Annotated in this window: 12 protein-coding genes; 7 read left to right on the forward strand and 5 right to left on the reverse strand. The window is 41.1% G+C overall.

The window, feature by feature from the left end; all coding sequences use genetic code 11:
• Positions 1-90: 90 nt before the first annotated feature.
• Genes phrB through TY87_RS03190 form a run of 3 tightly spaced genes read right to left on the reverse strand, consistent with a single transcriptional unit; the run spans position 91 to position 3,544 of the window.
• Positions 91-1,503, reverse strand: a complete 1,413-nt coding sequence (gene phrB / locus TY87_RS03180; RefSeq protein WP_100185958.1) for a deoxyribodipyrimidine photo-lyase — start codon at positions 1,501-1,503, stop codon at positions 91-93.
• A 14-nt stretch (positions 1,504-1,517) separates the two neighbouring features.
• Positions 1,518-2,498: a YbgA family protein gene (locus TY87_RS03185; protein ID WP_100185959.1), complete on the reverse strand. Its 981-nt coding sequence runs from the start codon at positions 2,496-2,498 to the stop codon at positions 1,518-1,520.
• Positions 2,499-2,530: 32 nt separating this feature from the next.
• Positions 2,531-3,544, reverse strand: a complete 1,014-nt coding sequence (locus TY87_RS03190; RefSeq protein WP_100185960.1) for an NAD(P)/FAD-dependent oxidoreductase — start codon at positions 3,542-3,544, stop codon at positions 2,531-2,533.
• Between the two features lie 187 nt (positions 3,545-3,731).
• Here TY87_RS03190 and TY87_RS03195 point away from each other — a divergent pair, with 187 nt between their 5' ends.
• Both TY87_RS03195 and TY87_RS03200 read left to right on the forward strand, forming a co-directional pair.
• The gene (locus TY87_RS03195; RefSeq protein ID WP_232617051.1) at positions 3,732-4,658 is read left to right on the forward strand and encodes a MerR family transcriptional regulator; all 927 of its coding nucleotides are present in this window, start codon (positions 3,732-3,734) and stop codon (positions 4,656-4,658) included.
• Positions 4,659-4,753: 95 nt separating this feature from the next.
• Positions 4,754-4,993 carry a DUF2061 domain-containing protein gene (locus TY87_RS03200; RefSeq protein ID WP_072839561.1) on the forward strand — a complete coding sequence of 80 codons (240 nt, stop codon included), beginning with the start codon at positions 4,754-4,756 and terminating at the stop codon, positions 4,991-4,993.
• 117 nt (positions 4,994-5,110) lie between these two features.
• Here TY87_RS03200 and TY87_RS03205 read toward each other — a convergent pair whose 3' ends face one another.
• Complete coding sequence (locus tag TY87_RS03205; protein ID WP_072839562.1) at positions 5,111-6,469, reverse strand: sodium-dependent transporter; 1,359 nt, start codon at positions 6,467-6,469, stop codon at positions 5,111-5,113.
• A gap of 446 nt (positions 6,470-6,915) precedes the next feature.
• Between TY87_RS03205 and ectA the strand changes: the two genes are divergently transcribed.
• The 5 genes from ectA to TY87_RS03230 all read left to right on the forward strand — a co-directional run bounded on the left by ectA (position 6,916) and on the right by TY87_RS03230 (position 12,084).
• Positions 6,916-7,443, forward strand: coding sequence for a diaminobutyrate acetyltransferase (ectA, locus tag TY87_RS03210; RefSeq protein ID WP_232617052.1), 528 nt, complete (start codon positions 6,916-6,918; stop codon positions 7,441-7,443).
• A gap of 152 nt (positions 7,444-7,595) precedes the next feature.
• Positions 7,596-8,909, forward strand: a complete 1,314-nt coding sequence (gene ectB / locus TY87_RS03215; RefSeq protein ID WP_100185963.1) for a diaminobutyrate--2-oxoglutarate transaminase — start codon at positions 7,596-7,598, stop codon at positions 8,907-8,909.
• A gap of 148 nt (positions 8,910-9,057) precedes the next feature.
• Positions 9,058-9,447 carry an ectoine synthase gene (locus tag TY87_RS03220; protein WP_012068875.1) on the forward strand — a complete coding sequence of 130 codons (390 nt, stop codon included), beginning with the start codon at positions 9,058-9,060 and terminating at the stop codon, positions 9,445-9,447.
• A gap of 63 nt (positions 9,448-9,510) precedes the next feature.
• Positions 9,511-10,548 (forward strand): ectoine hydroxylase, encoded by a 1,038-nt coding sequence (gene thpD, locus TY87_RS03225; protein WP_269777498.1) that lies wholly within the window; start codon positions 9,511-9,513, stop codon positions 10,546-10,548.
• 93 nt (positions 10,549-10,641) lie between these two features.
• A complete protein-coding gene (locus tag TY87_RS03230) occupies positions 10,642-12,084 on the forward strand; it encodes an aspartate kinase (RefSeq protein ID WP_072839565.1) in 1,443 nt (480 codons plus the stop codon).
• Positions 12,085-12,190: 106 nt separating this feature from the next.
• On the opposite strand, the gene TY87_RS03235 is transcribed toward TY87_RS03230, so the two are convergent.
• Positions 12,191-14,386 carry a bifunctional diguanylate cyclase/phosphodiesterase gene (locus tag TY87_RS03235; RefSeq protein WP_100185964.1) on the reverse strand — a complete coding sequence of 732 codons (2,196 nt, stop codon included), beginning with the start codon at positions 14,384-14,386 and terminating at the stop codon, positions 12,191-12,193.
• Positions 14,387-14,426 lie beyond the last annotated feature (40 nt).

Genomic DNA, 14,426 nt, shown 5'->3' on the forward strand with positions numbered 1-14,426 from the left:
TAGTTTGAGAAATATTACAGCTCAAAGTATAGGTGTATTTTTCTGTTTTGCCAACATGCTTGAAATGGTTACTAGAAAAACACGCCTAGCCTAACGTCCTTTTAATTCATCAAATGCCTTGATAGCCGCTAGTCTTGCAGGTTTATAGTCGATAATTGGCTTTGGGTAATGGCATTGTTTTCTTTGTTCCGGTTTTGGATCATGAATGGACTTTGCATCTAGCTTGGCGAGTTCAGGCACAAAACGTCGAATGAAATCACCGTTCTTATCATAGGTTTGCGATTGTCTGGTTGGATTGAAAACACGGAAGTAGGGCGCAGCATCACATCCTGTTGATGCGCTCCATTGCCAGCCGCCATTGTTTGCAGCGAATTCACCATCGATCAATTTGCTCATAAAATAGGCTTCGCCTCTGCGCCAGTCTGCAAACATAAGTTTGGTAAAGAAGCTAGCAGCCACCATTCTTAAGCGGTTGTGCATCCAACCGGTTTGGTTAAGCTGACGCATAGCGGCATCAACAATAGGAAAACCTGTTCTACCTTCGCACCATGCCTGAAACTCTTCTTCGTTTTGTCGCCAAATCAACGCGGTTGTTTCCGCTTTAAACGGCTGGCTTTTACAAAGAAAAGGAAAGTGTGACATCAGTTGACGGTAGAAATCTCGCCATGCGAGTTCCTTTAACCAAATGCTGTCTTGCCAACGTCTTTCCTCTTGATTACATATGTAGAAAATCGCTTCCAAGCATTGTCTTGGGCCCAAAGCTCCAAGTGCAAGATAAGGTGATAAAGTGCTGGTAGCAGGTTCAATCGGATAGTCTCTGCCTTCTTGGTAATGGTGTTCTTTGTGGTGACAGAACTGCCAAAGTTTTTGTTTGGCTGTATCGTGATCGGCAGGCCATAAATCCTCTCGAAATGGTTTCTCCCATGTCAGATCAAAATTGGGTTCTGGCAACGCTTTAGCCTGTGGCTCAGGCGCTGGTAGGGGCGTTATATCTTGCTGAGCGAGCATGCCTACCCATCGATTAAAGAAGGGCGTGAAGACCTTGAATGGTGTGCCTTGCTGGCTAAGTACATCTTGAGGAACAATAATATCTGTCGCCTGAACATGAGCACTAATTTGGTGTTGTTGCAATTGCTCGCATACTGCTTTATCGCGCTGTTGCTCGTGAATAGGCAGATCGCGGTTAAACCAAAGGTGTTTGATATTATTACTGAGACAATATTCTGTGATTATATCCGGAAGCTGATCAAAGGTTTTAGCCTCAAGGATATGCAGTGGAATGCCAAGCGTTGCCAGCGTCTTTGCTAAGTTTTTGATTAGTCCAGCACGAAGCCCTGTTTTAGCGTCTGATTCGTTATGTTGTGCCCACTGTGCTGGTGTGGGAGTAATAATAACGGCAATGCTTTCTTTAGCTGAATTCGCTTCTAAAGAAGCAAAATAAAGAGCTGGATTATCTAGACAGCGAAGGTCGTTTCTTAACCAAACCAGATGTGTAATCTTCATTCTACTGCGCTACCTTAAACCGTATTACGGATGCCAAGAGGCGATGGATATGGAATGAAATAGCTTTGCTCGTTGATGTATTCACTGCCGTAATGTTTTAGATAGTGATGGAGCAAGGTGACAGGTGTGGCAAGATTAACTTCGCCACGGCGGTACTGCTCAACCACATCCAAAATATCTTTTCGAACGGACACATCCACAGCGTGCTTTAAATAACCCACAAGATGCATGAGTACATTGCAATGATTTTTACGCTCTGCTGGTTTTGAGAGTGTTGTCATCAAGGTTTCAAAGTACGCTGTTTTTAATTTGTTAAAAGGTCTTGGATCATTACCTGAAAGCATACGTCCTAGTTTGCGATAAATCGGTTGAGAATGCGCCATGACCATATATTTATAACGGCTATGGAAAGCAATAAGGTCTTTCATCCGAGCGTCTTCGCCCATACTGTGACGAAAATCGTGATGGGTAAAAACGCGTAATAAAAAATTCTCTCTTAACGCTGGGTCATTCAAACGACCATCTTCTTCCACTGGCAATAATGGATAGCGCTGTTGCAGTGCTTTGGTAAAAAGACCTGCACTTCTTTGCATGTGAGGATGACCATTTTCTTGATAAACCTTGATACGTTCCATACCGCAGCTTGGGGATTTTTTCATCAAGATGTAGCCATCCAAATGCGATAGATTTTCCAGATACTTGTTAGACGCAGCCATGAATACGTCAGAAACATCTTCTTCAGAGTTTTTGCTGAAGACCATTCTTGGTTCGTCTGGATTGCCTTCTAAGCGAAGTGTTGGGCGAGGCGTACCAAATCCAGCAGCAACTTCAGGGCAGAATTTTTGATAATCAAAATAATGGCTTAGTACTTTGTCGCAATAATCGGAATGACTGTGTCCACCGTTGTAGCGTACGTTTTCACCTAATAAACAGGCACTAATTCCGACAGGAATCTTATGTGTTAGCTGATCTGGTGATGGTTGAGAATGCGGCATAGATAAGTCCTCCAATGGACAACGTCATTGTTCTATTTTGAATCTTTAATATGATTAATGAGAGACATTGCGCTGAGTAATGCGCCTTCTGCATCGCCTTGGCATAACCAGTCACCGATTAGTCCTACATTGTGCTCAGGCGACCAAGCAAAGGGATTATTACCTTTATTTTCGGCAAATCGGCTGAAAAACCAACGATGCGGCTCGCTATGTTTTAAAATCCTGTGTTCGGTTATTTCGGCAAAAGCTTGCAGCAAAGTTTGAGTGATCCATTCTTTATCTGAATCTAGGTGTTGCTTCGTCCAGTTAGAATCCGTATGGATGACCCAGCGGTCGACTTTTTCACTGTGGCGCATTGGCTTGTAGTTGTCTTTTATCATGCGTTTGATTGGGGAGTTTTTAGGTTCAATCAGTGCATTTAAATCGCAAGATTCTGTTTCTAACCACATAGCCCACTGTGATTGATAAGACGCGCTAGCCTGATTTGCTCTCAGTAGCAGCACGGCTAGTTTCTCGTGTGAAGACAGTATTGAAGCTGCTTGTGGTGCTGGCGCTGCGATGATTATTTTTTTTGCAATCACGACAGGCTGATATTTATCATCTCTTAATAACCAGTTTGGCTGATCATCGCCTTGTTGTGTTATCTGATCCAAATGCTGAATACGAGTGTTAGTAATGAAGCTGGCATTTTGAACCCAGTGACGAGTGATGGCGCTCATTTTTGGTACACCAACAAAGGCTTGTGAGCCCGCTTTACTAAGCTGTTTCCATGGGGCTGCCACATGTTCTTTGGTAAGTTGTTTGAACAGATTAAGTATGTCTGGGTGCTTAGCAACAACATAAGGCGTACCGAGATCACAACTGATGTCGCCTTCTAGTTTTTTGCTGCTAGCTCGACCACCACTGCCGCGGCTTTTGTCTATTACGCAAACGGATTGGCCTGACTGGGAGAGCAAATGCGCACACAAGCAGCCAGCCAGACCTGCGCCAACAATGGCGATGTCAAAGGTTGGAGTGTGAATTTGACCGGTAGTTAATGTGTTCATCTTATTTTTCCCAGTGTTTATGTTGCTTTTCTTATACAATATAGAAAATCGTATAAGAAAAGCAACTACTTGTACAAAAAAATATTTGTATAGTTTTTTTTTGATGGTTTGGTTTTTTGTTGTTATAGAAGTTTAGGTCACAATGGGTTTATTGCCTTAGATGAATGATGATTTATTGGAAAAATGTATGAGTCAGTCAAATCAAAATGCGGAAGCAAAAAACCAAGAGCCTTTAGATGAATTAGCGCTATTGGACGGCTCTGAATATTTTCCCATTCGCGAGTTATCCTTAAGAACTGGGGTGAACTCCGTTACATTGAGAGCTTGGGAGCGACGTTACGGCTTGTTAAAGCCAAAGCGCACTGACAAGGGTCATCGATTATATGATCAAGGCGATGTGCAGCGCGTAGAAGCTATATTACGCTGGATTCAACAGGGTGTGGCTGTCAGTAAGGTGCGAGCTTTGCTGGAGAAAGGCGCGACGTTCGATGGCGTTGTTCCGTCAAACGAATGGTTGGAATGGCAAGAGTCCTTGGTAAAAGTGGCAAGGGCTTTTCAAGAAGATAAAATTGAGCAGATGTACCAGCAAATTTTTTCTCAATATCCTGCTGAAATCGCTATACGAGATTGGTTGTTACCAAGCTTCGAACAGTTGGGGAAAGGTGCTGCCTTGGCATTTTGTGAGTCAGTGGTGCTGTCGTGTTTAATCGCTCGTGTGAGTAATTTTAAAACACAGCAGAAGAATGCCCCTAAGGTGTTGATTACCGGATTAGTTTCCCAGCGCAGCCTTTGGTGCTTCATGGCAGCAGCTATTTTATTAGACAAAGGTTTGTCTTGTTGTGTCGTTCCAAATACACAGCATAGTAACGATTGGTCTAGCTTGGTCGAAGGTGTTCAGGCCCAATCTGTATTGGTTTTTTGTGAAAATGAATTGGTCAATAAAGCGGAGGAGTTGATTAATCAAATGCAGCAATGGCAGTTGCCAGTTGCAGTGATTGGTGCGAGTTTTTGGTTGGCTGCTCATAACTCTGATGTAACGGATCTTGGAAAGGTTAAAGTCTACTCTGAGGTGTTGGAAGGTGTGATTGATTTCATGGAGAAGATTTCAAAGTAAAAAACTATTAGATTTATACCTATAATATATTTTTCTTATAGATTGGTCTGACTTACTCTTCTTTTAATCAAACTAAAGAAAGAAGGGGATTCAACATGGCTAAAACAATGACTTTTGCAATTATGCATTTTTCAATAGCATTCTCTGTTGCGTATCTCATTACGGGGAGTTTGTTAGTGGGTGGTTTAGTGGCAATCGTAGAGCCTGCGATTAATACCGTAGCATTTTATTTTCATGAGATTGTTTGGAATAAAGTTCAACAAGCTGACGTTGCGTCTGAATTGAGTAAGACAATTCAAGCAGCAGGGGAAAATTACGCGTTAAGATCGATGTGATTTTCAGTCTCTACAGGTTTTCAGTCTCTATAAAAAGAAACCCCACCGGCACAGTACGCTAGTGGGGTTCGGTATCTGTATTAAAGCTAGATTAGTAACACTTAAATTATTTAAGTGTTATTTCATAGGATTTATCAAGAAGTACAGCACAACAGCAACCGCGATTGGCGCGGTGAACTTCATCGAAAAATTCCATAGTTTAAATACAGTGTCAGACAAGTTTAGTTCGTCTTTTGCAAACTTGTTCTTAACGATCCAGCCTGCAAACAGTGCAATGAAAATTCCGCCTAATGGCAGCATGATGTTTGCTGTAATGTAGTCTAAGAAATCGAAAGTATTTTTGCCGAAGAAGGTTACATCAGACATAAAGCTGAATGAGCCTAGACATGCAATGCCTAATCCCCACACCACGATGCCTAAGCCAATAGACGCTGTGATACGCTTCATTTTGAAGCGCTCAACCAAGAAGGCAACCGTAGGTTCTAGCAAGGAAATCGCAGAGGTCCATGCAGCTACGCCGACTAAGACAAAGAATAAAACACCAAACAACTGACCGAAAGGCATTTGACCAAAGGCAACGGGCAAAGAAATAAACATCAAGCCCGGACCTGCCGCAGGATCCATACCGTTAGAGAAGATGATTGGGAAGATAGCTAAGCCAGCAACCAAAGCGACCAGCGTATCCAGTGCACCGATAGCCAATACAGTCTTACCGATGGACGCATCTTTGGTCATGTAAGAGCCATAAGCCATGATGGTGCCCATACCCAAAGATAGGGTAAAGAACGAATGGCCTAATGCAATCAAAGCTGCGTTCCAGGTTAACTTGCTGAAGTCAAACTCGAACATGAAATTCCAACCTTGCGCAAAACCGCCAGTGGTCATCGCATAGCCAAGTAAGATAATTAGCAGTACAAACAAGGCTGGCATCATAATGCGAGTCGCAGTTTCAATGCCTTTATTGATACCCGCAGCAACCACAACTACCGTCATAATGCTGAACAGTGTATGCCAAGCTAAAAGTGTTGCTGGGTCAGCAAGGAGCGCGCCGAAGGCTGCACCAGCATCATCAGAGGAAATGCCATTCATTTCACCTGTTAGCATGACTTTAATGTAATAAAGCACCCAGCCACCAACAACAGAATAAAATGAAAAGATAAGAACGCCAGACAGCATTCCCATTAAACCGATTAACCCCCAAGATTTGGAGCTTCCAGATTCTTCAGCGACGTCACTTAAAGCGTCTATAGGGTTTTTGCGTGCACGACGACCAATAAACACTTCAGCCATCATGATTGGAATGCCGACTAGCAAGATGCAAACCAAATAAACAAGAACAAATGCCCCACCACCGTTTTCTCCAGTGATGTAAGGGAATTTCCAGATGTTGCCTAAGCCTACAGCGGAACCTGTTGCCGCTAAAATGAATATCCATCGACTCGCCCACGAGCCTTGGATAGATGTTTTATTTGTCATAGTTATCTCTAAATAATTGAAAGCAAAATATATAAACAGCGATCGGAGCTGGTTTTTTTACCCATACCAATGCTTCCCACTTCACCAGCATGAATGAATGCTGATAAGCAAAACTCCGAATAGGGGCGGGATTTTCCGAATTTCGATGCGGATATGCAACTAAAAATGTTCTTTTATGATGTTTTTCGCTATTTAGTGTGTGCTTTTCATCCTAGAGCCTGTCTAGCTTTAAGAGAAATGTTATGGCTGTAATGGTTAGTTCTCTAAATAAAAGTCTGGACTTGATATTGCTTTCAGGTAGAATGATTAGACATCAAATCAATTTGATTTTAAAAATCAGTTAAGTAACATTAACTTCATATAAATCAGTCATTATAGTTATTTATAGTTACCTGATTTGTAAAATTAGCTGGTTAATAATGCTTTGTTTTCTAATGGATGTGATTATGAATTCAGAAAAAATTGTGTTTACTAAACCTAGTGCGATAGATGGAATGGCAGTAAATCAGTTGGTGGCATCTTGTCCGCCATTAGACACCAATTCGGTATATTGTAATTTGCTGCAAGCTAGCCATTTTAGCGAAACGTCGGTCGCGGCTAGCCTTGAAGGCGGTGAAATGTTGGGGTTTGTGTCTGGTTATATTATTCCTAACCAAATAGATACCCTGTTTGTTTGGCAAGTTGCTGTTAGTGAAAAAGCTCGCGGCCAAGGCTTGGCGAAAAAAATGGTTTCATCATTACTTGAACGATCCAGCTGTTCAGGTGTGCGTTACATAGAAACAAGCATTACGGCATCAAATGAAGGTTCATGGGCTTTGTTTCGTCGTCTTGCTGACCAGCTAGAGGCTCCTTTAGAAGAATCTGTGATGTTTGACAAAGAAGATCACTTCAAAGGACAGCATGATACCGAGTACCTAGTCAGGATTGGTCCATTTCCCGTAAATAAAAAAGCCCATAAATTAAGAAGCCTATAAATCAAAAAGCCATATGAATTCACAAGCTCAACGAATTTATATGCAGCGAGTTAGGAATGCGATGAGTCAGAAAATCATATTTTCACTCTCAGTTTTTGCTTTCTATCCTCGTACTGAAATTACTATTTATGAACTTAAAGGATGATAACAATATGAAAATTTTTGACGAAATCGAATCAGAAGTACAATCTTACGCACGCTCTTTTCCACGTGTTTTTCACCGTGCACAAGGCGCGTATTTATTCGATCAAGAAGGTAACAAATACCTAGATTTCTTGGCGGGTGCAGGTACATTGAACTATGGCCACAATAACCCTATCTTTAAAGAAAAATTAGTGGAATACATACTAGACGACGGCATTACACATGGTCTAGATATGCATACCAAAGCCAAGGGCGAATTTCTTGAAGTATTCAAAAAGCATATTCTTGAACCTCGTGATCTAGAGTACATGGTGCAGTTTACTGGACCTACTGGTACGAATGCAGTTGAAGCAGCGCTTAAGCTAGCTCGTAACGTAACTGGTCGTGAAAATATTATTAGTTTTACTAATGGTTTCCATGGTTGTAGCTTGGGTGCATTATCGGTAACGGGTAACTCACATCATCGTGGCGCAGCGGGTACTAGTCTAGGTGCTGGGGTCTCTACCGTGCCGTTTGATGGCTATTTGGGTGAAGGCATTGAAACAACTGAATACCTAGACAAAGTATTGTCAGACTCTAGTAGTGGTGTTGATACACCTGCAGCTGTAATTGTTGAAACGGTTCAAGGTGAGGGTGGTATTAATGCTGCAAGCTTTGGTTGGTTACAGAACTTAGAGGCAGTTTGCAAAAAACACGGTGTTCTATTGATCGTCGATGATATTCAAGCAGGTTGTGGTCGTACTGGTACTTTCTTCAGCTTTGAAGACGCTGGTATTAAACCTGACATTGTTACCATGTCAAAATCATTGAGCGGTTACGGTTTGCCATTTGCTGTCGTTCTAATGCGTCCTGAATTGGATGAGTGGAAACCAGGCGAGCATAACGGTACTTTCCGTGGTAATAACCTTGCATTCGTTACTGCAAAAGTAGCTATTGAAACTTACTGGAAAGATGATGCGTTTGAAAAAGAGATTAAACGTAAAGGTGAGTATATTCATGAGCGTACACAAGCCATCGTCAATGAATTTGGTGAAGGTAACTTCACACTTCAAGGTCGAGGCATGATGCGTGGCATCAACTGTGTAAGCGGTGAATTAGCTGGCAAGATTACCAAAAAATGTTTCCAAAATGGTTTGATGATCGAAACCTCTGGTGCAGATGATCAAGTAGTGAAATTCCTTTGTCCTCTTATTATTAGTGACGAAGATCTAAAACAAGGTATTGATATTCTAGAACGTGCCATTCGTGACGTATGCGCCAAAGAAGATGATATGCCAGAAGCAAAAAGCTACTTTGATGAGAACTACGACATCGCTGTCTAGTTCCTCTTCTATAAAAGCCGCCTTCTTATTTTGAGGGTGGCTTTTGTCACATGCTTGAGTGAAGCAAATAGTAAGTCAAAAACCTCAAGTTTCTTCCGGTAACTCTTTATCGGCATTTAAGCGATCTTCGGATCATAAGGAGAAAAGAATGTTTGCACGTGATTTAGCAGAATGTGAAAAAACCGAACGCCGTGTTGTGTCACCAGATGGTAATTGGGAAAGCACACGTCTCTTATTAAAAGAAGACAACATGGGTTTTTCTTTCCACATCACCACTATTTATGAAGGCAAAGATTTTGATATGCATTATCAAAATCACCTTGAATCTGTGTACTGCATTTCTGGTGAAGGCGAAGTAGAAAGCCGTGAAACAGGTCAAAAACACCATATTAAACCGGGTGTTGTATATGTGCTTGATAAACATGATGCGCATACCTTGCGAGCTTTTAAAGAATTGAAACTGGCTTGTGTCTTTAATCCGCCAATTACGGGTAAAGAAGTACACAACTCAGAAGGTGCTTACGAAATTCTAGAGTAAGCCTAGAAAGCTATTTATCAGATCATGTCGTTAACGGTAAGGAGATAATAAGGAGTCGCGATCATGTCATCGGTTCTAGCATCTGAATATTTATATGATGACTTTACTAATCAGAAAGTTGCTAAGCAGAAAGTGTCTAACCAGAAGCTTTTCAGTTCAAAATTTTCTGATAAAAATAGTGTAGATTCACTGAGTTCTGATGGGATTAAGCAAGATCAATATCCATCCAGAATCTATTCAGAACCTATGCATATCAAGCGCCAAGATCCTATTATCTACTCTAATTATCGACAAAAAGCGCCTCTTGAAGAGGCGCTTTTAGATCAATACGAAAAGAAAGGTTTTTTGTTTTTGGATGATATTTTTAGTGACGAAGAAGTCATTAATATGCAGAAACATATGCAGTATTTACGTGATGATGGCGAGATCAAGCAACGCGAAGAAAGCGTTACAGAATCCAGTAGTGGAGATATTCGCTCAGTATTTGATGTACATAAACTAGACGCTTTTATTCAGGGCGTGGCTGAAGATCCAAGATTAGTTCGAATCGCAGAGTATCTTTTAGGTGATGCGGTCTATCTTCATCAGACTCGTTTGAATTACAAGCCAGGTTTTCGTGGTAAGGAGTTTTACTGGCATTCAGACTTTGAGACATGGCATGTAGAAGATGGTATGCCACGTATGAGAGCCTTGAGTATGTCTATTACGCTTACACCTAACGATTACCACAATGGCCCTTTGTTGTTGATTCCTGGTTCTCATCTTACTTATATCTCTTGTGTCGGAGAAACACCGGAAAACAACTATCTTTCTTCTCTTAAAACGCAAGAGGTAGGCGTTCCAGATGATGCTTCCTTACGGTCATTAATTGAAAAAAATGGCATTGAAGCTGCAGTTGGTCAACCAGGCAGAATTATTTTGTTTGATTGCAATGTTTTGCATGGTTCAAACGGTAATATTACATCATCGCCTCGTTCGAATTTATTTTTTGTCTACAATGCCTTGTCAAATCGTGTGGATTTGCCATTTGGTAACACGACTCCAAGGCCTGAATACATCGCGGCTAGGAAGTCGATTAAAGCGCTTAAAAAAAGCGATTAATGCTTAAATTTTCCGCAACCTTATGACAATATAGCGGCAGTTTTGGATTTCGGCATAAGTTGGCTTTTAGCCCCTTAACATATTGGAAAAATGATGGGACAACATACAGTTGAAAAAATTGGCGGTACGTCCATGAGTGACTACCGTTCAGTTAGAGATAATATAATTTTCAAACCCACTTTAGTGAACAACATGTACCAACGTGTTTTTGTTGTTTCTGCTTATGCTGGTATGACCGATAAGCTGTTAGAGCACAAGAAAACGGGTGATGCTGGTGTATTTGCTTTATTCGCTCAAGAGCGTAAGCAAAACAACTGGTTCCCAGCATTACAAGATGTTCGTACAGCCATGTTAGAAATTAACCATAGCTTGTTCGAAGCGGGTGAATTGCGCCATAAAGCAGACGCATTTTTAAATAGCCGTTTGCAAGAAGCACAAGAGTGTCTTGAAGACCTACATCGCCTTTGTCAGCACGGTCATTTTTCGATTAGCGAGCATCTTGCTACTGTACGAGAAATGCTTGCTAGTCTTGGTGAAGCGCATAGTGCTTGGAATACAGCACACTTGTTACAACGCGATGGCGTGAATGCTGTGTTCGTTGACTTGACTGGTTGGAATAGCCCAAGCCACATGTCGCTTGATGAGCGTATCTTAGATGCATTTAAAGACGTTGATTTGAGCAAAGAACTTCCGATCGCTACAGGTTATGCTCACAGCGAAACAGGTCTGATGTCTACTTTTGATCGTGGCTATAGTGAAATGACGTTCAGCCGAATTGCGGTTTTGACTGAAGCTCATGAAGCTGTGATTCATAAAGAGTTCCACCTAAGCAGTGCTGATCCTCGTTTAGTTGGTGAAAGCAAGGCAGTGCCAATTGGTCGAACCAACTACGATGTAGCCGATCAGCTTGCTAATCTTGGTATGGAAGCTATCCATCCTAAAGCAGCAAAAGGTTTGCGTCAAAGTGGTATCTCATTGCGTGTGAAAAATACTTTTGAGCCAGAACATACAGGTACGCTTATCACCGGTGATTACGTAAGTGATGCGCCATGTGTAGAGATCATTGCAGGTTGTCGTGGTGTATTTGCCGTAGAACTATTCGATCAAGACATGGCCGGTGATATTGATAAATTTGATGTGGATATTCTTAAAGTATTAAGACAATTTCACGCTCATATTATCGCTAAAGATATTAATGCGAACACCATTACACACTATTTGGCGATCAACCTGAAAACCTTGAAGCGTGTCATGAGAGTATTGCATGAGCGCTTTGCGGATGCTGAAATTACGCAACGTAAAGTAGCAATTGTTTCTGCCATTGGTAGCGATATGAAAACCACAGGTATGCTAGCGAAGGCGGTAAAAGCCATTGCAGAGCAAAACGTCAACGTATTGGCTATGCACCAATCTATGCGTCAGGTAGATATGCAGTTTGTTGTTGATGAAGAAGACTATGAAAAAGCGATCTGCAGCCTTCATAAAGAATTGGTTGAGGTTCATAACCATGGTCGAGCGATCTGCTTAGCTTCTTAATTAATTAAGCGGTTATTTAAAGCCCCAAGTATCTATGATGATAATTGGGGCTTTTTTGTGGTCGTTTAAAGTTTGGGGATTTTGCGAGCATTAGCAAGAAAACATGCTAATCCTTATGAACAATCGGAGAGCCTTTGTTAAACTCATCGGCTGTTAAAGCTTTGCTAACATAATAGCCTTGGCCAAAATCACATTGAAATTCGGCCAACATTTTCCATTGCTCTCTGGTTTCTACACCTTCAGCTAATACTTTGATATTGAGTTTATGAGCCATGGCAATGATTGCTTCAACGATTTTTCGATCATCCGGATCATTCTCTAAATCCATCACAAAACTACGATCAATTTTTAGCAAATCTACTGGAAGGTTTTTAAGTTGAGATAGTGATGAATAGCCGGTGCCAAAATCATCAATAGCGATACAAATACCCATTTCTTTTAGTGTTTGTAACAAATATCTAGCAAGATGGATGTCTTCAAGAATAGAGGTTTCAGTGATTTCAAAACCAATTAAATGAGCAGGTACTTGATATTTTTCAAGCAGCTCTTGAACTATGATAACAAAGTGAGGATCTGATAATTGCTCCGAAGCAAGATTGATATGCAATAGAATATCAGGTCTGCCTTCCTGTTTTCGTTGTGCCAGATAAGCGATGCTACTTTCTAGAACCCAATAACCTAATTTAACAATTTGCCCTGTGCTTTCAGTGAGAGGGATGAAGTCATTAGGGAAAATTAGACCTTTTTCTGGGTGGTTCCAGCGAATTAGAGCTTCAGCACCAAATACATGATTGGTATGAAGGTCAAACTGAGGTTGATAGTACATCTCAAATTCATTTCGTTGCAACGCACGGGTTAAGTCCTCTTCCGCTTTAATTAAATTGTGCGTACTGATTTTCATTTTTTCAGTATAAAAAGCATACTGATTTTTACCCTTTAGCTTAGCTTGATACAGTGCCATGTCGGCATTTTGCATGATGGTGACTAGATCATAACCATGCTCTGGAATCATCGCGATACCCAATGACGTGCTTAAAATATACTCTCGTGAATCCATTTTAATGGGAGTTCGAATGCTCTCTAGTATTCGATTTGCTTGTTCACTAGCTTGTTTTTCATCGCCAATGTCTCCCAGTAGGATCCCAAATTCATCACCGCCCAAGCGTACAACAAGATCAGACATGGCTTTTAGTTTGTTTAATCTGTCTCCAACAATAACAAGTACTTGGTCCCCAACATCGTGTCCGATGGTGTCATTAATACGTTTAAAGTTATCTAGATCAAAATAGATAAAAGCAGATATACGTTTACGTCTCTGGTTGTTGTACAGAATTCTGGGCAAGCTATCTTGTAAAAAACGTCGATTTGGTAAGCCTGTTAACGGGTCTTTATAGGCGAGTTCTTGAAGTTCTGCGGTTTTTTCTTTGACTAATTTTCTGAGTTTTAATGGCTGGATTAGGATGGCATATAAAGCAAGAGAGAGTAAAAATGCCACCGCAAAGCTGATGGCATAGCCAGTTATCTTTCGCTGTTTTAACTGTGTGTCTAATGCTCGGCTTATTCGCAGAGTCCAAGTGCCCACTGGCAGGATAAGATTGGTCGAGGCTTGAATATCAGAAAGTGGTGTAACTGAGTCTGATAAAACGATGATTTCCTTTGTCGCAGCATGCTTTCTTGACAGGCTATACTGATAACCCTCACTTTCTAGTTGTTTTAATTGTGTTGCTTCTAATAAATTGTCTAAATAAATAACTGCTGAAGCAAAGCCCCAGAATAGCTCTCTTTGTGTACCTTTATGTAAATAAATAGGTGCTCGACTAATAACGGCAACACCACCTTGCACTAAGGCAACCGGACCTATGACAAACATCTGATGATTTTTAACAGACAGCATAGCCTCTTCTTTAAAGCCAGGTGTTGATATGACGTTAAACCCTATGGCGTTTTCGTTTCCTTTCAGAGGATAGATATCAGAAATAACACCATCGGGCGCAAGTTGAAGGTTTTCAATGCCACCAATTGACTCGATTAGCTTGTTTGCATAATTAGGAAACCATTTACCGCTACCGCCATTTTGTTCTACTTCATAAGCTAGAATCTGTGCGGAGGTAAAGGATGATGAAAGGCGGCGTTCTAAAACTGAGGCCTGAGTACGAGATATGCCACTTAAAAGAGACTGCTGCTGATTCACTATGGATTTGTTTGTTGACTGAGTCCAATAGGCGCCACAAAAAGCAATAATGAAGAAAGCAATTAATGAAAAAAATAAGGCGGAAGGCTGCTTAAACTCTGCTTTCTTCAACTAACGATCCTTCACTTGATAAAAAATATACCGAAAATAA

This window comes from Marinomonas sp. BSi20584 (genome assembly GCF_002792415.1).
Classification (GTDB): Bacteria; Pseudomonadota; Gammaproteobacteria; order Pseudomonadales; family Marinomonadaceae; genus Marinomonas; species Marinomonas polaris.